This is a genomic window from Streptomyces sp. NPDC014894, assembly GCF_043080985.1.
In the GTDB taxonomy this organism is placed as follows: domain Bacteria; phylum Actinomycetota; class Actinomycetes; order Streptomycetales; family Streptomycetaceae; genus Streptomyces.
Window position 1 is genome coordinate 123,171 of record NZ_JBIBWD010000010.1, and the last position, 20,622, is coordinate 143,792.

Below are 20,622 nucleotides of genomic sequence, written 5' to 3' on the forward strand. Positions count from 1 at the left end.
GACGAAGGCAAGGCGTCGAATGGGGAAGGGTTGCGGCGCAGCCGTAACAGTGACGTAGCACGTGGTAGCACCTGGTGCTACCGTGGTTGATATGAGCGTTCAGCCTGAAATCACCCAGCGGGATCTGCGCAATCGGTCCCGAGAGATCATGGACGCGATACAGGGTGGTCAGTCGTTCACCGTCACTCGCGACGGACACCCGGTCGGCCAACTCGTCCCCCTGCGGCGACGTCGGCGGTTCGTCTCCCGCCAGGAGTTCGCCACGATGTCTCGGGCCGCTCCCGATATCCGCCTGGACACCTTCCGCGCCGACCAGGACGCCACGGCCGACACTTACCTGGACGACTCCTGTGCCCACTGAGCGTTCGACGTACGAGCAGGGACTCCTCGACACCAACATCATGATCCTGCGCCGGTGGGTGGAGCCCGAGGAGCTTCCGGACCAAATGGCGATCACTGCCATCACTCTGGCCGAGCTGTCGGCAGGGCCGCACGAGGTTCGTCGCGATGACGAACAGAGTGACTATGACGAGCACGCCGAACGAGCCCGCAGACTTGATGTCCTCCAGCGTGCCGAGAACGAGTTCGATCCCATCCCCTTCGATGCCGAAGCGGCCCGCATCTACGGCCGCATCTGCGCCGCCGTGATCAGTGCCGGCCGCAAGCCGCGCCGCCGGGTGGCCGACCTGATGATCGCCGCCATCGCCGTGGCCGAGGACCTTCCCCTCTTCACCACCAATCCCGACGACTTCAAAGGGCTGGACGAGCTGCTCACCGTCGTACCGGTCACCCGTCCGAAGGCGCCCCACGAAGGCTGACGCCGTATCCGGGCCTGGGCGGGTTGGTCACGCGCCTGGAGGGCAGTCCAAGTTCTTTGGACCAATTGGTCAGGGGCGTGGACAGACTGCAGAGCAGGGAAAAACCTTTTGGCAGGATGGAGGAGATAGGGAACGCGCTTAATGGCGTGGCCGAGCGGATCGAGGCCACGGTGACGCCACCTCCACCGCGGATCCTTCCCGACTGTCGGGCGCGAGCCGTCGCATTCTTCTGGGGCCTCGGAATTGGCGCGGCCTTCGTCTTCTACTTGGTGAACCGTTGAGCAGTTCAGCCTGCGCTCCTCAAGTAAACGACAGGCCCAGGGCCAGTGCATGAGGACAGGATGATCAGGCTTCCTCGTACGTCCATTCCCGGCCCGTTTGCCGGTATTCGTCCAAGGGGATCGGTTCGACTCCTGGCAGAACCCGGGAGGTATACAGGAGCCCATCGAGGTGGTCGATCTCGTGGTGAATGAGGCGGGCGAGGCCGCGTTCGTAGACGGTGGTCGTGGTCTCGCCGGTCAGGGCAGTGGTCTCCACCACGAGCTTCAGGGGGCGGGGTACGAGGCCGCGCACGTCGAAGAAGCTCAGACAGCCCTCGTACTGCTCGTCGATCTCCTCGGAGCGGGTGGTGATCCGTGGGTTGAGCAGGATGATCGCCGGCGCGTCCCCCGGCGGCTGGACGACAGCAGCGGCGCGGCCGATGCCGATCTGTGGGGCCGCGATGCCCATGCCCTTGGCGAAGGGGTGGACCTGACCGATGCGGTTCAGGGCGGCGAACAGTTCGTCCACGATGCGCTCGGCCTCGTCGCGCTCGCTGGGCAGGTCGAAGGGGCGGGCAGGTGTGGTGAGGATGGCGGCGCCCTCCTGGACGACGCCGAGGTCGCGCATCTGCTGGCTGGGCCGAACGTCCGTCAACTGAACTCCACTTGGTCCGTCTCGTGTTCGGGTCGTGCTCGGAACCGCCACTCCAAACGGTACCGAGCGTGCAGTGCGGGTGTGGTCGTGATCCACGTGAAAGCCCGCTGTTCGCCGTCGTCACGGCGGACGGGTGGGGTGCGGAGCGGGGAGGCTTCGGCGGTCATGGAGGTCTCAGTGCCCCAGACCACCGGGTCGAGAGCGGCGGGGAAGGCACCGGCGATGCCGCGTACGTGCACACCCTCGCCGACGGCACCACAGCCGCCTGCCTGGTCGACGGCATCGGGCACGAGCCGCGGATCACCGCGCGGGCCGCGCTGCTCGCGGAGGTCGGTGCCCGCGTAGCCGCGACCCGGGGACCATGCATGTGGCCCCCAGTGGTCGCAGCAACTCGCGGACGGGGTGATCCGGACTGCCGAGGCCCGCGCCGTGTACCTCCATCAGAAAAGCGAGCACGACGACGCCACCGTCGTCGTGCTCACCACCCGGACGTAGACCGCTGGTACCGCACGCCCGCCCCGCCGCCCGCTCCAGGCGGTGGGGCACGTCCGGGTCCGGCAGGAGAGGCGGGCTATACCGCGCTGTGGCCGCTCGCCGCAGCCTCGATGCGGCGAGCCAGCTCGATGTCGTGCTCCGCGACATAGCCGCCGAGGTCGCTGGAGCTGATCGAGACATGCACACCCCGATAGCTCAGGGTCGCGTCCGAGTGATGGCCCAGATCGTCCTGGATCGCCGCGATGTGCACGACGAACGCAGCACCCGGGATGTGCGGGATCTGGTACGTCCGCTCGATCTTCCGGCCGTCCGTCGACCATCCGTCAAGATCCCGGATCCGCTCCTCGATCTGCTCCTTGGACAGCGCCTGAGCCATGGTCATCTCCCTATGCCGATGGGTGCCAGCACCTCGGCGAGATCCTGGCCGACCGGCTCAGCCTGCCACGGCGACATCGCGATCGCTACGGCCCGCAGCTCGGCGACGGCACGCGCGGATCCGGTGTCCAGTACGACGCCGGCGGCGTGACGCGCCAGGTCGACCGCGCGGTCCGGCTCGCCGAGCGAGGCTGCGGCGGCTGCCTGCCGGGCGGACCACACACCCACGTCCCGCCGGGACGTTGCCGGGGCCGCCGGGATGATCTGCTGCCACAGCCGGTGCGCCTCGGTCGCCAGGCCCAGCCGCCCGTAGCAGGTGGCGCGCTGCACCTCTACGTAGTTGGGAGTGCGCAGGCAGGCTGTGCCCCACTCTTCGACGTCCACCCGGTCAAGGACCCGGCCAGCGGTGTCGAGCAGGTGGTCCACCTCTCGGCGCTCACCGAGAAGGGAGGCACCATGGGCCTGTTGCTGGAGTGCGAAGACCTGGATCTCGGGGGACAGGTGGGCGGCGTCCATGAGGGCGCTCTCGCAGAGGTCGACCACGGCGGCGCCCGCCCCCTGGTCCGTACGGGCCATGGCCCGGTCGACCAGCGCGCACGCCACGGCCGCTCGACTGCGGGAGCGGTGTGCCAGCTCCTGAGCCGAATCGTGCCATCGCAGGGCCGCCGCAGGATCCCCGGCGTCCAGGTGCAGCCAGGCCGCGAAGGTCGCGTAGGCGACGCCCACCTCGGCCATGGACCGCCGGATCGGCGCGTCGGCCTGATCGACCAGCTCTCCGATGAGACGGCACTGTGCCTCAACCGTGCCCAGCAGGGCGCGGGGACCGAGCATCATGTCCGCCGCGTAGTGGCCTTCGAGCTGCGTCTGAAAGTACGGGACGAGGGCAGGGTCGACGTGCCGGGTGGCCGGCGGGAGAGGCGGAAAGGTCACGGCGCTGGGACGGGGGGCGTCCTCAACGGGCCGGACCGGTACAGCACCTCGGTCTCTCCTGCTCACGGCGGCAGCGCGGTCCAGCACGGTGAGCGGCACACCGAAGACCGCGGCCAGGTGGCCCCGCGCGAAGGGCACAGGGATTCTCACGCCCCTCTCCCACCGGCCCACCTCCCGCGCGTCCTTGGCGACGGTCCCCGACTCGCGGCAGTACGCGTCCGCCACCTGCTGCTGCGTCCAGCCGCGCGCCGTGCGCAGCCGGACAAGTAGCTCACCGATGCTCTCCACTTCCATGGTGCCTCCCGTTCCGGCCCCCATTCTGGCCCCCTGAACGGCCCGCCGGCGGGCTCCTTTCACCCATGGGCATTCCAGGTTCGATAGGGACATCCTGACCGCTATACGAAGGGATCCCCCCCCGGTGATGACGATGAGGGTGTACCGGATGAGCCGGAGCGGCGAGCGCAGCCCCGTCTCACCGGCGGTGGTGGTCGGCGGCCTCGGAGGGCCGCCCGCGCCCCTGGCCCCGACGCTCTCCTCCGAGTACCCGCCCTGCCGCTGCCCCAAATGCAGCGAGCCGGAAGGCGGCCGCTGATGGGCACGGAGACGAGGCACGCCAGCCAGGCCGCAGCAGAAGAGGCGGCCCGCGCGATGCAGGCCGCCCTCGCCGCGCACGGCGTCCCCGAGACCGTCTGGTCCCAGATCGAGCCCGTGGTCACCCGCGGCGGCGGCGCCTACGTCTCCCTCGGAGCCCCGAGCGCCGCCCTGGTCGAGCAGATCGCGGCCGCCCTGCACCGGGCGGCGCCCAGCCCTGCGGACCCGGGCGTGCGGGAGTTCCGGCGGCCCGCCCGATGAGCGCCCCGGCCGTGCCGCTCACCCCGGAGTGCGACCTCGGCGAGTGCGGGCTGTGCTCCGGCCCGCAGGAGATACGGCTCCCCGGCCAGGCCCTGGCCGAGACGCCGCTGCTCACGATCCGCTGCGCCCACCGGTGCCACACGCCCGCGCCTGGGAGCCCATCCGGCGGCCCGCCGTGACGGGTATGCGCCGGCGGCTGGCCCAGCACCTCGGCGACGGAGCGAGGGCGCGGGATGCGCAGGCCATGGTCGTCGCCTCTCTCGGCAGCCTCGCCCTGCTCGGACACCTCTGGAGCATCGGGGAGCAGCTGCGCGCCGAGCCGCCGGCCCCAGCGCCCTCGTCCGCACCGGACACCGACCCGAAGTAGCGGAGCCCTACTCGTCCTCGCGCACCAGGTCGGAGAGGGGTACGCCGATGGCATCGGAGATGCGGAGGAGGGAGTCAAGCGGAGGGCTGACGGTGCCGTACTCGACCATCTGGTACGAGGAACGATCCATGCCGGTGCGCTCAGCAAGGGCCCGCTGCGTCAGATTGGCGTGGAGGCGGGCGGCCCGGATCCGCTCGGCGATGCGTTGTCGGCGGGCGAGGATGCGGGAGTCGGGCGGGATGACGCGTGGCACTCGGCCACGGTTGCCGCTTCATGATCGTTTGTATGCAGGATAGATCAGGCATTGTGTGATCAAGGTGAGCGAGAGAGCATGAGTCGCCCCTTCCGCTTTTGATGGCGGACCGTGATCGCGCCGGATCGACACAGGTGGCCCCCTCGTGGAATCCGGCGCCGCAGCACCCCTCCCCGCGCCGGGGAGGGGTGCTGCTTTTCGTGGCCCCTGAGCTGCGATTTCTCCATGATCATTTAGGAGAAATTTAGGAGATCATCTCGCGTAGTAGGGCTGTTTTGAGGCTGTAGGCAGGTTGTAGGCACAGCGGCCGAGACGCACTGAGGGCCCAGGTCAAATGCGCTCTGACCTGGGCCCTCAGTGTCAACCATGCTGGTCAACTGCTGTGCCCCCGGCAGGATTCGAACCTGCGACACCCGCTTTAGGAGAGCGGTGCTCTATCCCCTGAGCTACGAAGGCGGGGCTCTCGCGAACCCGGTGGCGTGCCTGGTGAGGGCCCGGCCACCGGAGTCAGTGTAGCGGGTGGTGTTCCGCCGGAGGGCGGACAGGGGTCAGGGGCGGGCCTGGACGAGGGCGTGGGTGCCGGTGGTGCGCCAGGGGGTGGGGGTGTGGTCGAGGGTGGTGAGGGTTTGGGGGTGGAGGCCGACGAGGACGTCGGACTTGAGGGTGCGGAGGGCGGCCACGGCTCCGGGGAAGTGGGCCGTGCGGTCGTGGAAGGAGTCGGTGGCGGGCCAGTGGCGGTCGCCCACGAGGCGGCGGTAGTTGAGGTCGCCCTTGAGGATGGTGACGGCGGCTCCGGAGAGGTCGGCGCGGAGGTCGGCGGGCATCGCGCTGTAGGGGAGGGGTGCGCAGAAGAAGGGGTGGGCGCGCACGTCGAGCCGGCCGTCCGTGAGGGCGGACCAGAGGCGGTCGCCGATCCCGGCGGCGTACCCGGGGGCGCGGCGCAGCCGGCGGAGGGCGTCGAGGACGTCCGTCATGGTCGCGTCGGAGACGTAGTACGGGTGGGGCTTGATGTGCAGGGCGGCCCGCCCGGCACGGCCGGTGTGCAGGAGGTGGTCCAGGAGGACGAGGTCGGGGATCAGCTCCTGGCCCGCGTTGTCGGCGATCAGGTGGACGGCGGCCGAGGCGTCCGGGGGCAGCAGGGACCACAGGACGGCGCTGTCGTCCGCGACCAGGCGCGGATCGTCGGGGGCGGGCGACTCCTGGGGGCCGGCCGGTGCGCCGCCGCCCGAGTCGAGACGGAAGCCCAGGTCGGCCCGGTTGCCCCAGAGGGAGGCGTGCAGCAGGGCGTGCGCCTGCTCGTCGGCCGGCCGCCCGGGGAGGGCGTCCAGCGCGGCCAGCTCGCCGTCGACGGCGGGGGCGTGCAGCTCGGCCTGTTTGAAGGGGCCGAACGGGTCGACGCCCTGCCACGGACCGGGTGTGAAGTGGTCCAGGGCGCCGAGCAGCCTGCGGTAGAAGTAGCTCTCGGCCCACAGGAACGGCGCCTCGAACCAGGACGTGCCGAACCAGGACGGGCCGGAGCCGGGCGAGTCCGAGCCGGACGCCCCGGAGCGCGACGCCCCCGAGTGCGACGCGTCGGCACCGTCCCTCCGGCCCCAGCGCTCCCACTCGGCCCGGTCGTGCGCCCCCGGCCCCAGCGGCTCGATCACCCCGGCGGTGATCTCTGCGAGCAGCGCGTCGAGGGCCCGGTGCTGTGCGGGGCCCCAGGGGAAGGCGTCCCGTACCCGTCGGACGAGTGCCGGGTGACGGTCCGCCAGGACGCTGTGGGCGAAGGAACCGGGTTCATCGCTCAGGATCTCGGGCGCTTCGCCGCTCGCGGACATCGCCTTCACCTACTCCTTCGACGGTTCGGCCGCCAGGGACGATCACGGATGCGATCACCGGGCCGAACGCTCGACGCCGACCGTACTGCCTGCCCCGGCGGCTCCTTGACGGCGCCGGACGCCCCGCATAGCGTCGCGAGGCCGAGGTACGGGTACGGGCGCGGGCGAAGGGTGGCCGGGGTGCGAGGGGACGGGATGCTCACGGGGCCCGGGGCGCCGTTCGCCGTGGAGCGGGACGAGGACGGGGCGCTGCGGTACGCGCACGGCCCGCGGACGCTCACGGAGTTCGTGGAGACCACCTGGGCCTTCGGCGACCGGGTCTTCCTGATCGGGGAGAGCGCGACCTGCACGTACCGGGAGTTCTTCGCCGCCGCGTCCGCCCTCGCCCGGCGGTTCGCGGACGCGTACGGACTGCGGCCGGGCGAGCGCGCCGGGATCGTGATGCGGAACCACCCCGAGTGGCAGATCGCCTTCTGGGCCGCCCAGCTGGCGGGGCTCGTCGCGGTCCCGCTCAACGCGTGGTGGACGGAGGAGGAGCTGACGTACGCCCTCGACGACTGCGCTCCCTCGGTCCTCCTCGTGGACGGGGAGCGGCTGCCGCGCGTCGACGGCTGGCGGCGGCGGACCGGCGCGCGCGCCGTGGTCTTCCACGCGGAGCCCGGGGCGGCCGGCGACGGGATCGAGCGGTACGAGGACTTCGGGACGCCCGATCCGTACGGCGCGCCGCCCGCCGTCGAGGTGCGCGCCGAGGACGACGCGACGATCATCTACACCTCCGGCACCACCGGGCGGCCCAAGGGCGCCGTCGCCACCCAGCTGGCGCAGGCCGGGGCGGCGACGCATCCGCGGTTCCACGCCGCGGCCGCCGCCCTCGCGCGCGGCGCGCTCCCCGGCACCGGGCCCGCGCCGGTGACGCTGATGACGTACCCCTTCTTCCACGTCGCCGCGTTCACCGCGTTCTACTCGGCGATGTCCGTCGGCGGCACGCTGGTCCTGATGCGGAAGTGGGACGCCGAACGGGCGCTGGCGCTCATCGACGAGCACCGCGTCACCCACTACGCGGGGGTGCCCGCCACCGCTCTTCAGCTGCTGGCCGCCGCCGAGCGCCTCGGCGGCCTGCCTGCCTCGCTCACCCATCTCAGCACCGGCGGGGCCGCCGCCCCGGCCGATCTCGTCGGCCGGCTGACCGCCCGCCACGGCCGCCGGATCGAACCCCGTAACGGCTACGGCCTCACCGAGACCAGCGGCGGGGTGCTCGCGAGCTTCGGCGACGAGTGCCGCGCGGACCCCGGCGGCGTGGGGCGGCCCGCGCCCGCCGTGGAGATCCGGATCGCCGGGCCCGACGGCCGGGAGGCGGCCGAGGGCGCGATCGGCGAGCTGTGGCTGCGCGGACAGTCGCTGGTACGCGGGTACTGGCGCGACGAGCGGGCCACCGCCGAGGCGTTCCGGGACGGCTGGTTCCGGACCGGTGACCTCGCCGTCGTCCGGGACGGCCGGGTCACCGTCGTCGACCGGATCAAGGATCTGGTGATCCGCGGCGGCGAGAACGTGTACTGCGCCGAGGTCGAGTCCGCCCTCCACGACCATCCCGAGGTCGAGGACGCGGCGGTGTTCGGCGTACCGCATCCGGTGCTGGGGGAGGAGGTCGCCGCCGTCGTGCGGGTGCGGCCGGGGGCCGCCGTCACCGGGGAGCAGCTCAGGGAGTACGCGGGGAAGCGGCTCGCGCCCTTCAAGGTGCCGGCCCGGGTGTCGCTGGGGGAGGTGCCCAGGGGCCCGACGGGGAAGCTCCTCAAGCGGGAGCTGCGCCGGGGGTTCGCGGCGGGGGAGTGAGCCCCGCCGCCCCGCGCCCCGCGCCCTGCGTCCTGCCGCCCCGCGCCCCACCGCCTGTCCGGACAGGCCCGGACGGCCTCAAGCCCGTACAGCCTCAAGCCCGGACCGCGCCCAGACGCCCGAGCCCCGAAACCTCAAGACCGCGTCACCCGCACCCGATACCCCCCGCCCCCCTTCTCCTCCCCCACGACCGAGATCCTGACCCCGGCCTTCTTGTCGGTGAACGTCTGACCCGGCTGGTACGGCGCGTCCGACAGTTCCGCGTGGACATTGGGCCGGCGGGTGCATCCGCCGCTGTCCTTCTCGCTGTCGGCGACCGTGACCGGACCCTGTCCGGTGTCGACGTCGCCGTGCACGCGGTAGATCAGCACGCCCGGCCGGCAGATCGCCTCGTCGTTGCCCGCGCGGGTGCGCACCTCGACGGCGTACCCCGAGTCCGGGGTGAGCGGAATGATCGCCATCTTCGCGCCGCCCCGGGCGGCGAGCGGGGTGAGGACGTACTCGGCGGTGCCGGGGACGAAGGCGCAGGCGAGCTGGTCGGCGTCGAGCCAGCCGAGCTTCCACTTGTGCCAGCCCAGCAGATCGTTGTTGGCCCCCCAGTCCTCGGACATGATGTCCCAGTGGCCCACCGCGCCGCCGCCGTCGGAGGTGTAGAGGTCGGGCAGCCCGAAGACATGGCCGTTCTCGTGCGGCAGCACCCGGAACCCGGTCTCGGCGTACGACCCCGAGCCGTCGTCCTGGCGGCTGTAGACGAAGGACGTGTTGGCCAGCGGGACGCCGTCGGCGACCGGCGCCTCCGCGTTGCCGGAGAAGGTCACGGAGAGCACGGTGTCCAGCGCCGAGGGCCCGGCGTTGGGGGTGACGAGCACATTGACCAGGTCGTACACGCTGAAGTCGACCTGGGCGTCCGCGACCGTGACCAGGTCCTCCACGAGGGTGCGGTAGCCGGGCTCGTACGGGGAGCCGCGCTCGATCCCGTACGCCTCGAACGGCAGCGGCATCCGGATCCACTCGGTGACGGGCGCGTGCGGCCGGTAGGCGAGACGCCCGTACGAGCTGGTTCTGAACCACTCCGCGGTCTGCGGGAAGAACTCGCCGAGCCGGTCCAGGGCCTTCCCCTCGCCCTGTGCGTCCGAGAAGTCGATCATCAGATTGAGGGCGTGGACCTCGCCGGTTGAGCGGGCGTAGCCGGGCGGGGTGGGTATGCCCTCGGACATCTGGATGTCGCGGGTGGCCGGGATCCGGCAGGGGCCCAGTCCGGTCGCGTCGGCGGCGGACACCGGGCCGGCCGAGGCGCGGCGGGCGGTGGGCGGTTCGCCGCCGGCGGTGGTGAGGGCGGCGAGCGAGAGGGTCGTGAGGGCGGCGACGAAGCCGATCCGGCGGGCCCGGCCCCGCCGCGGTATCCGGCCGGTCCGGCGTATCCGGTGGCGTATGGGCCGCATACAACCGCCTCGGGTCCGCGGCAGCAGGCCGGGCCCTGGCTGCGCTCTGTGCGATCAGCCTGTGACGGGCGGCGGCCGGGCGCGCGCGGGGTGATCCGTTCGGGGGACGAGGGCGATGAGGGGGCGGGGGGCGATGAGGGCGCGGAGGGCGCGGGGGCGACGCGGGCGCGAGGGGGCGAAGGGGAGGCGAGGGAGAGGCGAAGGAGAGGCGAGGGAGAGGCGCGTGGATCCGGCCACGGCGGCGAGTGACACGGGTCACAGGACTGGCGGGAAATAACCGGGGACCGACTCCCCGTTTGCACACGTGTCGCGGAGAAGCGGGGAACAGTTCCCCGTTTCCGAAGCGGCGAGAGCCGATGGAGATGTGGGAGAGGGGGCGGAGCCGTGAGGCCCGTCGAGACCGAGGCGAAGGACGGCGTCTGCGTCCTGGACACCACCGGGGGATGCGGCGCGGGCGCCCGCCACGCGCCGCGGCCCAGGGCGGACGCCCTGCGGAACCATGAGCGGATCGTGACGGCCGCGCGCGAGATGTTCGTCGAGTACGGACCGCTGGTCCCGCTGGACGAGATCGCCCGCCGCGCGGGCGTCGGCAACGCCACGCTCTACCGGCACTTCGCCGACCGCTCCGTCCTCGTCCACGAGGTCGTGCTCTCGGTGGTGTCGCGCATCACCGACCGCGCCGAGCGGGCCGCGGCCCGGGAGGCCGATCCCTTCGTCGCGCTGCGCGTCTTCGTGCACGCGGCGGCCGACGAGCGCATCGGGGCGCTCTGCCCGATGCTCTCCGACACCTTCGACCACGACCATCCCGAACTGAACGCCGTACGCGAGCGTCTGGAGCGGGCCGTGGACGATCTGATCGACCGGTCCCAGTCGGCGGGCCGGATGCGCTCCGACGTCGCCGCCGGGGACATCCTGATCGCCCTCTCCCAGCTCACCAGGCCGCTCCCGGGCACCGAGTGCCTGGGCATGGACCGCTTCGTCCACCGTCATCTGGATGTCTTCGTGGACGGGCTCGAAGCGCCCGCCCGCTCCGAACTCTCCGGCCGGGCGGCCACCCTGGAGGATCTGCGAGCTCCCATGGCCCCCTAGAGACACCGGGGTTGTGAACGCGCCGGCCCGACACCCTCTGACTTCTTATGACCGATCCGCACCCTGAGGTGGCTCGACCCATGCCGAAAACATCTGAAACGTCTCTCCCCGATACCGGCACCGACGCCGGTTCGGACCCCAAGCGCTGGAAAGCGCTGATCTTCATCGCCCTGGCCCAGCTGATGGTGGTGCTGGACGCGACGATCGTGAACATCGCGCTCCCCACCGCCCAGCAGGACCTGGGGATATCCGACGGCAACCGCCAGTGGGTCATCACGGCCTACGCCCTGGCCTTCGGCGGACTGCTGCTCTTCGGAGGCCGCATCGCCGACCTCTGGGGACGCCGGCGCACCTTCATCGTCGGTCTGATCGGTTTCGCCGTGGCCTCCGCGCTCGGCGGCGCCGCCACCACCGAGGCCATGATGCTGGGGGCCCGCGGTCTCCAGGGCGCGTTCGGCGCGCTGCTCGCGCCCGCCGCGCTCTCCCTCCTCGCGGTGATGTTCACCGACGCCAAGGAGCGCGCCAAGGCGTTCGGCATCTACGGCGCGATCGCCGGAGGCGGCGGCGCGGTCGGTCTGCTGCTGGGCGGCTTCCTCACCGAGTACCTGAACTGGCGCTGGACCTTCTACGTCAACATCCCGTTCGCGATCGCGGCCGCGGCCGGCGCGTACCTCGTCATCCGTGAGCCGAAGGGCGCGCGCAACCGCTCGCCGCTCGACATCCCCGGCGTCGTGCTGTCGACGGTGGGTCTGGTGGCGCTGGTCTACGGCTTCACCCGCGCCGAGCACTCGGGCTGGTCGGACGGTCTGACGGTGGGCATGTTCATCGCCTCCGCCGTGCTGCTGGCCGCCTTCGTCCTCGTCGAGTCGAAGGTCAAGGCCCCGCTGCTGCCGCTGCGGGTGCTGACCGAGCGCAATCGCGGCGGCGTCTACCTCTCGCTGGGTCTCGCCGTCATCTCGATGTTCGGGCTCTTCCTCTTCCTGACCTTCTACCTCCAGGTCGTACGGGGATACTCGCCGGTCAAGACCGGTTTCGCCTTTATGCCGATGGTCGTGGGCATGATCGTGGGCTCGACCCAGATCGGCACCCGGCTGATGACCCGGGTGCCGCCCCGGATGCTGATGGCGCCCGGCTTCCTGGTCGCGGCGGCGGGCATGCTGCTGCTCACCCAGCTCGACCTGAACAGCTCGTTCGCCGGTCTGATCATGCCCGCGCAGCTGCTGCTCGGCCTCGGCATGGGCACGGCGTTCATGCCGGCGATGTCCCTGGCCACCTACGGGGTGAACCCGGCCGACTCCGGTGTCGCCTCCGCGATGGTCAACACCTCGCAGCAGGTCGGCGGCGCGATCGGTACGGCGCTGCTGAACACGATCGCCGCGTCGGCGACCACGTCGTACGTCTCCGCGCGGGCGGCGGGCGCGGCCGACCCGAAGCTGCTGGAACTCCAGGGCATGGTGCACGGCTTCACCTCCGCCATCTGGTGGGCGGTCGGCATCCTGGTGGTCTCGGCGGCGATCGCCTTCGCGCTCATCAACAGCGGGAAGCCGGACATGTCCGCGTCCGGGACCGACGGCGAGGGCGCGGACGGCGAGGTCAGGGTCCCGGTGATCGCGCACTGACCACGGCGCGCCGACCGGCCGACCGGTCGTCTCGCGGGCCCCGCCCGGACGCTTCGGCGCTCCGGGCGGGGCCTTCGCCGTGCCGGGCCAGGGGCGTACGGGTCTGAGGCGTACGGGCGCGGGATGTACGGGGGCTGAGCGTACGGGTTGAGACGTACGGGCCCGGGGCGTACGGGCCCGGGGCGTACGGGCGCGGGACGTGCAGGTCTGACACGCACGGGCCCGGGCACGCCCGCCCGGGGTGAGCGCCCGGGGTGTGCGCCCGCGGGCGGCGGTCGCCGGGCGGCCCCGGCGGACCGGATTCGTACCGCCCCCGGACACGGGGCATCGCGGCCGTCAGCGGAGCCAGGGCAGATCCGCGCCGGAGTCCGGCGGCTGGAGCCCCTCCGCCAGAACGCGCATGATCTCGCCGAGCTGCCCCACCTGCTCGGCGCTGAGCCGGTCGAACATCGCCTGCCGTACGGTCGCCACATGCCCGGGAGCGGCCTTCGCCAGCACCGCGTAGCCCTCGTCCGTCAGGATCGCGTTCTGACCGCGCTTGTCGGAGCTGCACTCCTCGCGGCGCACCCAGCCGTTCTTCTCCAGCCGGGCGACGGCGTGCGAGAGCCGGGAGCGGGTGATCTTGGCGTCGATGGCCAGCTCGGTCATCCGCTTGCGGCGGTGGGGAGCCTGCGAGAGCTGCACCAGCAGCCCGTAGTAGACGTGCGGCATGCCGGCGTCCCGCTGGAGCTGGCGGTCGAGATGGTCGTCGAAGAGGGTGGTGGCGTGGAGATAGGCGCGCCAGACGCGCTGTTCGTCATCGGTGAGCCAGCGCGGCGCGCGCTCGCCTCCGCCGGTGGATGCCGTCGTCATGAGACCACTGTACGACCACTTCTTGAAAGTTGAACTATATAGGTCTACTGTTCGGATTGACTTGAAGTTTCAAGTAAAGAACTCGACGGAACCGAAGAGTCCGTATGGCGTCCCGTAAGGGAAACCCGACGTCAGGGCCGTTCCGTCCGACGTGACCACAGCACCGGACGTTTTGTGCCAGGGACAGGAGAGCCACGATGACCGCCACCCCCACCGCCGGGCGGATGCCCGCGATCTATCTCTCGCACGGCGCGCCGCCGCTCGCCGACGACCCCGTCTGGCCCGGACAGCTCGCCGCCTGGTCGGCCGGGCTGCCCCGCCCGAAGGCGCTCCTGGTGGTCTCCGCCCACTGGGAGGAGGCCCCGCTCGCCCTCGGCGCCACCCGCACCGTCCCCCTCGTCCACGACTTCTGGGGCTTCCCCGAGCACTACTACCGGGTGCGGTACGAGGCCCCGGGCGCGCCGGAGCTGGCCGACTCGGTGCGCAAGATGCTGCGCGGACCGGGCCGGCCGGTCCAGGACATCCCCGACCGGGGGCTCGACCACGGCGCGTATGTGCCGCTGGTGGAGATGTTCCCGGAGGCCGACCTCCCCGTGCTCCAGATCTCGATGCCCACGCTCGACCCGGGGGAGCTGATGGAGATCGGCCGCAGACTCGCCCCGCTGCGGGACGAGGGCGTGCTGATCGTCGGCAGCGGATTCTTCACCCACAATCTGGCGGCGCTGCGGCACGGCGGGATCCCCGGCTGGTCCGCGGAGTTCGACGACTGGGGACGCGAGGCCCTGGCGGCGGCCGATGTGGACGCCCTGATCGACTTCGAGAACACCTCCCCGGCGGGGCGGCTGGCCCATCCGAGGACCGAGCACTTCGCCCCGCTCTTCGTCGCCCTGGGGGCGTCGGAGGACGAGCTGGGGAGCGCGCGGAGTGTGATCGACGGGTTCTGGATGGGGCTGGCGAAGCGCTCGGTGCAGTTCGGCTGAGCGGCCGAGCCGCCGCCCCCGGGCCCGCCGCCCCCGGGCCCGCCGCCCCCGGGGCGGGCGCGCCCGGGGCGGGCGCGCCCCGGAGCCGGCGGGCCCGGTCAGGACAGGAACGGGGTGTTCAGCTCGATCGAGCGGACGGCCGCCGCCAGCGCGATCCCGTCCCCCACGTCGAGCGCGGTGTCCGTGAACTTGATGGTGTGGTCGTCGCCGTGCGCCGCCGCCCGCTCGAAGATCTCCTCCGGGGTCGAACGGACCGGGGTGTACGCCGCCGGGGCGGCCGGGGCGTACGCGGCGGTCACCGCCGCGCTCGCGGCCCACGCCGCGCCCAGGCTCGCCGGCCACAGCTCGCGCGGCAGCGCGGGCAGCACCCGCAGGACCGCGTTGGGAGCGGTCGCCGCGTGCACCAGCATCACCGGCTCCCCGTGGCCGTGGGTGGCGTAGCGGTGGGTCGCGGCGGCGACCAGCTCGCGCAGCCGGTCGCGGGCCTCGTCGGGGCCGGCGGCGGCGTCCGCGCCGGGCCCCGGGGGCCAGCCGGGGAAGGCGGTCAGCTGCTCCAGCCGGTACTCGATGCCGCCGGACTGGTCCGGCACCGCCGCGACGGCGTCCAGCGCGGCGGCGGCGCTCGGCTCGGCCGCCAGCGTCCGCAGCTCGCCGAGCGGGGCGTGCCGGGCCGCCCAGTAGCCGAGCGCGTGGGCCAGCTCGACGTTCCGGGGGACGGTCTCCTCGGTGGTCAGCAGGGTGCGTACGGCGTGACCCGTCCGGATCACCGGATGGGTGGCCCCGCCCGCGATCCCGGGCAGCAGCCGGGGCCACCACTCGGCGAGGACCTCCCGCCAGGGGCGCTCGGCGGTCTCCCGCTCGAAGTAATCGGCCCAGTCGGCGATCCGCGCCGGGTCGCCGAGCGCCTCGCGCCAGTTGCCCCCGGTCACCGGGGTGTGCCGGGAGGGCATCTCCTCCAGGTTGTCGCGGTAGCGGTCGAGCCAGCGGTGCACGGTCCCCGACTGGCCGTGCCGCACCAGGGCCTCGACGGCCATGGGGGCGTGGTTGGTCAGCCAGCCGAGTCGCTCCGGTCCGGAGGCGTGGATACGGTCGAGTGCTTCGTCGAGGGCGCCTGTGGTGTCCATGCGCCGACGGTAGGGGCGGCCCCGCACGCTCGGTAACGGGCTGGGGACCTACACCTCAGGGCCGAGCCTGTACGGGGCGGCCCGCTCGGGTCCCTTCGGTCCGGAGTCCTAGGCCGGTGTCCCGCCCGGGCCGTCGGCACGGGTCAGGCCGGGTCGTCCAGCCGCTTCTCGTACCAGGTGATGTCCCAGTACCGGCCGAACTTCCGGCCCACCTCGTGGTACGTCCCGAGCGGGCGGAATCCGAACCGGGTGTGGAGCCGGACCGAGGCGTCGTTGGGCTGGGTGATCCCGGCGTAGACGCGGTGGACGTCCTCGCCCTTCAGGGCGGTGAAGAGGGACTCGTAGAGCAGCGTGCCGACGCCCCGGCCGGCGGCCTCGGGGGCGCAGTAGACGCTGATCTCCACGGAGGTGTCGTACGCGGCCTTGGGGCGCAGGGGGCTGCTGGTGACATAGCCGAGCAGATCGCCCCAGGGGGCGGCGCCCGCCCGGCCTTCGGCATTTCGGACATCCCGAGCAACCAGAAGGCGGTGCGGGCCGTCTTCAGGGTGGGAACGCAGCCACGGCCTGCGTTGTTCTGGAGTGAAGACGGTGGTGTCGAACGTGATGGGCGTCTCACGGATGTAGTGGTTGTACAGCGCCGTCAGTGCCGCCAGATCCGCCTCCGTGCCGGGTCTGACCTGCACTTCGAGTGTTTCTGTGGACATGTTTCCTCCGCTGATGGCCGGACAGGGTACTGCAAGATCGTAAAAGTAGAGGTGCGGCTTGGGAATTCTGTCCGGATTCCAGTCGTTGTTTCCATCGGATGCAGGGCACCCGAAAGGGTGTCGCGACCTACTCAGCAAGGGAGCTCGCATGGCAACCCGTGCCGTCGCCCGTCGCCAGTCCGAGACCAAGAGGACCACCGACCGGGCGAGCAGCGTTCGCGCAGTGGGCGGGGAGATCGCCGACCGCGACCTGGTCGGCATGTACCTCGACGAGATCGCGCGTACGCCGCTGCTCGACGCCGCCAAGGAGGTCGAGCTGTCCCAGACCATCGAGGCGGGTGTCTATGCCCGGCAGATCCTGGAGAAAGAGATCGACAGCGACGCCGGTGGCGCGGCGCGCGAGGAGCTGGAAGCCCTGGTCGCCGAGGGCGAGCGGGCCAAGGACGTCTTCATCCGGTCGAATCTCCGGCTGGTCGTGGCGGTCGCCCGGCGCTATCCGCGCAGCGGGCTGCCCCTGCTCGACCTGATCCAGGAGGGGAACGCGGGCCTGGTGCGCGCGGTCGAGAAGTTCGACTACGCCAAGGGCTTCAAGTTCTCCACGTACGCGACCTGGTGGATCCGCCAGGCGATCACCCGCTCCATAGCCGACCAGTCCCGCACGATCAGGCTCCCCGTCCACCTGGTGGAGGAGCTGGGCCGGATCCGCCGGGTGCAGCGCGAGTTCAACCGGGAGAAGGGCCGTGAGCCCGAGCCGGAGGAGATCGCCCAGGAGCTGGCGTCGACGCCCGCGCGGGTGATCGACGTACTGGACTGGGCGCGTGACCCGGTCAGTCTGAACATGCCGGTGGACGACGCGGGCGAGACCCAGTTCGGCGATCTGCTGGAGGACACCTCCGCGGTCTCGCCGGAGCAGTCGGTCCTCACCCTGCTGCGCAGCGAGGGACTGGACGATCTGATCGGCCAGCTCGACCAGCGCACCGCGTCGATCATCCGGATGCGGTACGGGATCGTGGACGGCCGCGAGCGGACGCTGACCGAGGTCGGCAAGGAGCACGGTCTGACCCGGGAGCGCATCCGGCAGATCGAGAAGCACGCGCTGCTGGAGCTGAAGCGGATGGCGCGGGACACGGGCTTCGACGCCGCCGCCTAGCCCGCCCCGCCGCGGGCGCGGTGAGTCCGCCGGACTCGTACGCGGCCCGCGCACAGAGCCGGACCCCGAGGCCTTTCCCCCCCTGGCCTCGGGGTCCTTCCCCTGTCCGCCGAGCCCCTCGGCGGACAGTCGCCCCCTCGGCCCATCGCCCGGTGATCCGCCCGCCGGGTCCCGCGGCCGGGCGGCGCCTCTCGGCGGCCCGTCCTGGAGCGGTGGCCCTCGCGCTTCGGCGGCCGTCCCGGAGCGCGGGCGGCCTCAGGCCTCGGCGGGCCGGGCCCCGGACGCCGTCCCCGCGCTCCCGGCGGCCGCGCGGATCAGCCGTTGCCCCATCCCCTCGACCGCCGCGACCAGCGCGGGCGGCCCGTGCACGGTGAACGCGCACTCCGTCAGCGACAGCCGCAGCGCCAGCCACTCCAGCGAGTCCCCCGTCCGCGCCCGCAGCCGGCAGCTGTCCTCACCGGTGGGCGCGACCACGCCGAGGGACTCGGGAAGCCGCGCCGCCACGAACGCCGCCGGGGCCGCGAAGCTCACCTCCACCTCGTGCTCCGGCGGAGGCGTCAGCGTATGGGCGAGCAGCTCCGTCTCCACGGCCGGCAGCTCCCTGGGCGTGAAGCGCGCGCCCGTCGCGAAGGGCTCCGACACCCGGTCGACGCGGAACGTCCGCCAGTCCTCCCGCTCCAGGTCGTACGCGGCCAGATACCACCGGCGGCCCGTCGACAGCAGCCGGTACGGCTCCACCAGCCGTCTGCTCGCCGCGCCCTCGTCCGCCCGGTAGCCGAACCGCAGCCGCTCCCGCCCGCTCGCCGCGGCGGCGATCGTGGTCAGGGTGCGGGGATCGACGCTCGCGCCGTCGCCCTGGGTCAGGGCGACCGTCGCGGACTGCAGCGAGGCCACCCGGTGCCGCAGCCGGGCCGGGAGCACCCGCTCCAGCTTGGCGAGCGCCCGGACCGACGCCTCCTCGACGCCGTCGACGGCGTGGCCCGCGCCGGCCCGCAGTCCCACCGCGATCGCGACGGCCTCCTCGTCGTCCAGCAGCAGCGGGGGCATCGCCGCGCCCGCCACCAGCCGATAGCCGCCCGTCGCGCCCTTGCTCGCCTCGACCGGGTAGCCCAGCTCGCGCAGCCGGTCGATGTCACGCCGGACGGTCCGCGCGCTCACCCCGAGGCGTCGGGCCAGTTCGCTGCCCGGCCATTCGCGCGGGGTCTGGAGCAGGGAGAGCAGGCTCAGCAGCCGTACCGGGGTGTCCGTCATGGCGGCCGTAACGCCCCCTATCAGGGATGTCGTTGGGACTGGGCGGCCTCTACTGTCCTGCCTATGAGCCCACAGAGCCAACAGCCCGCAGTGTCCGATCCGGCTCCCGGCGCCGCCCCGGGCGCCGAATCCGGCACCGCCCCGGGCGGGGAGCCCGGCACTACGTCCGACCGGCGGCGATGGATCGCCCTCGCCATCGTCATGACCGCCGCCTTCGTGGAACTGGTCGACGTCACCATCGTCAATATCGCGATCCCCAGCATCGAACGGGACCTCGGCGCGTCCCTGGGCGCGATCCAGTGGATTACCGGGGGATACGCGCTCGCCTTCGCCGCCTGTCTGATCACGGGCGGCCGGCTCGGCGACATCTACGGCCGTAAAAGACTCTTCCTCGTCGGCATCTCCGGCTTCACGATCGCCTCCGCGCTCTCCGGCTTAGCCGTGAACCCGGAGATGCTGGTCGCGTCCCGGCTGCTCCTGGGCGCGATGGCGGCGCTGATGGTGCCCCAGGTCCTGGCGATCGTCCACACCACCTTCCCCGCGCATGAACGCGGCAAGGTCTTCGGGCTGTTCGGGGTGGTCTTCGGGCTGGGCACGGTCTCCGGGCCGCTGTTCGGAGCGCTGCTGACCCAGTGGAATCTCTTCGGGCTCGAATGGCGGCCCATCTTCCTGATCAATCTGCCGGTGGGCGTCGCCGCGCTGATCCTGGGCCGGAAGTACATCACCGAGTCCCGCGCGCCCAAGGCGCTCCGGCTGGATCTGGTCGGCGTCCTCCTGATCACCGCGGCGCTGCTGATGCTGATCTACCCGCTGACCCGCGGCCGGGAGCTGGGCTGGCCGCTCTGGGGTCATCTGTGCATGGCGGGCAGTCTGCTGGTGCTGGCGGTGTTCGTGGCGTACGAGCGGTACAAGACCCGCAAGGACGGCTCGCCGCTGGTCGAACTCTCGCTGTTCCGTGTGAAGAGCTTCGTCGCCGGGATCGCCGTACAGCTCATCTTCGGTGTCGTCCTCGGGGTGTTCCTGCTGGTGTGGACGCTGTACATGCAGATCGGGCTCGGCTGGACCCCGCTGCGGGCCGGGCTGACGGGCGTCCCGTTCTCCCTCGCGGTGTCGGTGGCCGCCGCGCTGTCCGTGCAGAAGCTGGTGCCGCGCTTCGGGCGGAAGGTGCTCCAGGCGGGCGCGCTGACCATGGCCTCGGGGCTGGTCTTCTACATCTGGGCGGCCGGGCACTACGGCGCCGGGATCCACACCTGGCAGATGGCCGGTCCGCTGGTGGTCATGGGGCTCGGGATGGGGCTGATCGTGACTCCGCTGACGGACGCGGTGCTCTCCGATGTGCCGCGTGAGCACGCGGGATCGGCGTCCGGGCTGGTCAACACAGTGGGGCAGACCGGCGTCGCGCTGGGCTTCGGGCTGGTCTCGGTCGTCTTCTTCGGCTCGATGAGCGGCTCGGTCGGCGACGGCGTCTCGGAGCACTCGGGGCTCGGGGGGGACGGAGGCGCGCGGGAGGAGATCGGCGCGGCCTTCGTGGACGCCTTCCAGAACTCCCTGTGGTGGGTGGCCGCGGTCCTGGTGGTGATCTTCCTGGTGATCTTCGGGCTGCCCGCCCGGACGAAGCCGTGCCCGGAGGAGACCGTGCCCGTTCAGGGCTCGGCGGATCTGGGCGACCCGGCGGACGCGGGGGCTGTCGGGGACGAAGGAGCTGTCGGGGACGGACCGGGGGACCGGCCGACGCTGACGCGCTGACCGCCGCCCA

Annotated in this window: 20 protein-coding genes and 1 tRNA gene; 10 read left to right on the forward strand and 11 right to left on the reverse strand. The window is 72.1% G+C overall.

Features of this window, described 5'->3' with window-relative positions; genetic code table 11:
- Nucleotides 1-91 precede the first annotated feature (91 nt).
- Both ACF089_RS24160 and ACF089_RS24165 read left to right on the forward strand, forming a co-directional pair.
- Entirely contained in the window at nucleotides 92-361 is a 270-nt protein-coding gene (locus tag ACF089_RS24160; RefSeq protein WP_392030053.1) for a type II toxin-antitoxin system Phd/YefM family antitoxin, read from the forward strand.
- Nucleotides 351-818 carry a type II toxin-antitoxin system VapC family toxin gene (locus tag ACF089_RS24165; protein WP_392030056.1) on the forward strand — a complete coding sequence of 156 codons (468 nt, stop codon included), beginning with the start codon at nucleotides 351-353 and terminating at the stop codon, nucleotides 816-818. The genes ACF089_RS24160 and ACF089_RS24165 overlap by 11 nt, the downstream gene beginning before the upstream one ends.
- A 345-nt stretch (nucleotides 819-1,163) precedes the next feature.
- On the opposite strand, the gene ACF089_RS24170 is transcribed toward ACF089_RS24165, so the two are convergent.
- The 3 genes from ACF089_RS24170 to ACF089_RS24180 form a co-directional block, all read right to left on the reverse strand.
- Complete coding sequence (locus ACF089_RS24170; RefSeq protein ID WP_392030058.1) at nucleotides 1,164-1,733, reverse strand: peptide deformylase; 570 nt, start codon at nucleotides 1,731-1,733, stop codon at nucleotides 1,164-1,166.
- A gap of 571 nt (nucleotides 1,734-2,304) precedes the next feature.
- A complete protein-coding gene (locus ACF089_RS24175; RefSeq protein WP_392030061.1) occupies nucleotides 2,305-2,604 on the reverse strand; it encodes a 4a-hydroxytetrahydrobiopterin dehydratase in 300 nt (99 codons plus the stop codon).
- A gap of 2 nt (nucleotides 2,605-2,606) precedes the next feature.
- Nucleotides 2,607-3,827, reverse strand: coding sequence for a multiprotein-bridging factor 1 family protein (locus tag ACF089_RS24180; RefSeq protein WP_392030064.1), 1,221 nt, complete (start codon nucleotides 3,825-3,827; stop codon nucleotides 2,607-2,609).
- 297 nt (nucleotides 3,828-4,124) lie between these two features.
- On the opposite strand from ACF089_RS24180, the gene ACF089_RS24185 reads away from it, so the two are divergent.
- Together ACF089_RS24185 and ACF089_RS24190 are read left to right on the forward strand one after the other, a co-directional pair.
- Nucleotides 4,125-4,385, forward strand: a complete 261-nt coding sequence (locus tag ACF089_RS24185) for a hypothetical protein (RefSeq protein WP_392030066.1) — start codon at nucleotides 4,125-4,127, stop codon at nucleotides 4,383-4,385.
- 184 nt (nucleotides 4,386-4,569) lie between these two features.
- The gene (locus tag ACF089_RS24190; protein ID WP_392030068.1) at nucleotides 4,570-4,752 is read left to right on the forward strand and encodes a hypothetical protein; all 183 of its coding nucleotides are present in this window, start codon (nucleotides 4,570-4,572) and stop codon (nucleotides 4,750-4,752) included.
- Nucleotides 4,753-4,759: 7 nt separating this feature from the next.
- Here ACF089_RS24190 and ACF089_RS24195 read toward each other — a convergent pair whose 3' ends face one another.
- The 3 genes from ACF089_RS24195 to ACF089_RS24205 form a co-directional block, all read right to left on the reverse strand.
- Nucleotides 4,760-5,005: a helix-turn-helix domain-containing protein gene (locus ACF089_RS24195; RefSeq protein ID WP_392030071.1), complete on the reverse strand. Its 246-nt coding sequence runs from the start codon at nucleotides 5,003-5,005 to the stop codon at nucleotides 4,760-4,762.
- 383 nt (nucleotides 5,006-5,388) lie between these two features.
- Nucleotides 5,389-5,461 (reverse strand) — tRNA-Arg (locus ACF089_RS24200).
- Nucleotides 5,462-5,553: 92 nt separating this feature from the next.
- On the reverse strand, nucleotides 5,554-6,825 hold the full coding sequence (locus ACF089_RS24205) for a damage-control phosphatase ARMT1 family protein (RefSeq protein WP_392030566.1): 1,272 nt from the start codon (nucleotides 6,823-6,825) through the stop codon (nucleotides 5,554-5,556).
- Between the two features lie 195 nt (nucleotides 6,826-7,020).
- Here ACF089_RS24205 and ACF089_RS24210 point away from each other — a divergent pair, with 195 nt between their 5' ends.
- Nucleotides 7,021-8,655, forward strand: coding sequence for a class I adenylate-forming enzyme family protein (locus ACF089_RS24210; RefSeq protein ID WP_392030074.1), 1,635 nt, complete (start codon nucleotides 7,021-7,023; stop codon nucleotides 8,653-8,655).
- Between the two features lie 134 nt (nucleotides 8,656-8,789).
- On the opposite strand, the gene ACF089_RS24215 is transcribed toward ACF089_RS24210, so the two are convergent.
- Nucleotides 8,790-10,097, reverse strand: a complete 1,308-nt coding sequence (locus ACF089_RS24215) for a M6 family metalloprotease domain-containing protein (protein WP_392030077.1) — start codon at nucleotides 10,095-10,097, stop codon at nucleotides 8,790-8,792.
- A 426-nt stretch (nucleotides 10,098-10,523) separates the two neighbouring features.
- On the opposite strand from ACF089_RS24215, the gene ACF089_RS24220 reads away from it, so the two are divergent.
- A complete protein-coding gene (locus ACF089_RS24220; RefSeq protein WP_392030569.1) occupies nucleotides 10,524-11,186 on the forward strand; it encodes a TetR/AcrR family transcriptional regulator in 663 nt (220 codons plus the stop codon).
- An 80-nt stretch (nucleotides 11,187-11,266) separates the two neighbouring features.
- A complete protein-coding gene (locus ACF089_RS24225; RefSeq protein WP_392030080.1) occupies nucleotides 11,267-12,805 on the forward strand; it encodes an MFS transporter in 1,539 nt (512 codons plus the stop codon).
- A gap of 336 nt (nucleotides 12,806-13,141) precedes the next feature.
- Here the strand turns inward: ACF089_RS24225 and ACF089_RS24230 are convergent, their stop codons facing one another.
- Nucleotides 13,142-13,657: a MarR family winged helix-turn-helix transcriptional regulator gene (locus ACF089_RS24230; protein ID WP_392030083.1), complete on the reverse strand. Its 516-nt coding sequence runs from the start codon at nucleotides 13,655-13,657 to the stop codon at nucleotides 13,142-13,144.
- 224 nt (nucleotides 13,658-13,881) lie between these two features.
- Between ACF089_RS24230 and ACF089_RS24235 the strand changes: the two genes are divergently transcribed.
- The gene (locus ACF089_RS24235; protein WP_392030571.1) at nucleotides 13,882-14,637 is read left to right on the forward strand and encodes a dioxygenase; all 756 of its coding nucleotides are present in this window, start codon (nucleotides 13,882-13,884) and stop codon (nucleotides 14,635-14,637) included.
- A 98-nt stretch (nucleotides 14,638-14,735) separates the two neighbouring features.
- Here the strand turns inward: ACF089_RS24235 and ACF089_RS24240 are convergent, their stop codons facing one another.
- Complete coding sequence (locus ACF089_RS24240) at nucleotides 14,736-15,761, reverse strand: questin oxidase family protein (RefSeq protein WP_392030086.1); 1,026 nt, start codon at nucleotides 15,759-15,761, stop codon at nucleotides 14,736-14,738.
- 143 nt (nucleotides 15,762-15,904) lie between these two features.
- Complete coding sequence (locus ACF089_RS24245) at nucleotides 15,905-16,465, reverse strand: GNAT family N-acetyltransferase (RefSeq protein ID WP_392030088.1); 561 nt, start codon at nucleotides 16,463-16,465, stop codon at nucleotides 15,905-15,907.
- Nucleotides 16,466-16,613: 148 nt separating this feature from the next.
- Here ACF089_RS24245 and ACF089_RS24250 point away from each other — a divergent pair, with 148 nt between their 5' ends.
- Complete coding sequence (locus tag ACF089_RS24250) at nucleotides 16,614-17,615, forward strand: RNA polymerase sigma factor RpoD/SigA (RefSeq protein ID WP_392030091.1); 1,002 nt, start codon at nucleotides 16,614-16,616, stop codon at nucleotides 17,613-17,615.
- 255 nt (nucleotides 17,616-17,870) lie between these two features.
- Here the strand turns inward: ACF089_RS24250 and ACF089_RS24255 are convergent, their stop codons facing one another.
- On the reverse strand, nucleotides 17,871-18,866 hold the full coding sequence (locus ACF089_RS24255) for a helix-turn-helix transcriptional regulator (protein WP_392030094.1): 996 nt from the start codon (nucleotides 18,864-18,866) through the stop codon (nucleotides 17,871-17,873).
- A 63-nt stretch (nucleotides 18,867-18,929) separates the two neighbouring features.
- Between ACF089_RS24255 and ACF089_RS24260 the strand changes: the two genes are divergently transcribed.
- Nucleotides 18,930-20,612 (forward strand): MFS transporter, encoded by a 1,683-nt coding sequence (locus tag ACF089_RS24260; protein WP_392030097.1) that lies wholly within the window; start codon nucleotides 18,930-18,932, stop codon nucleotides 20,610-20,612.
- Nucleotides 20,613-20,622 lie beyond the last annotated feature (10 nt).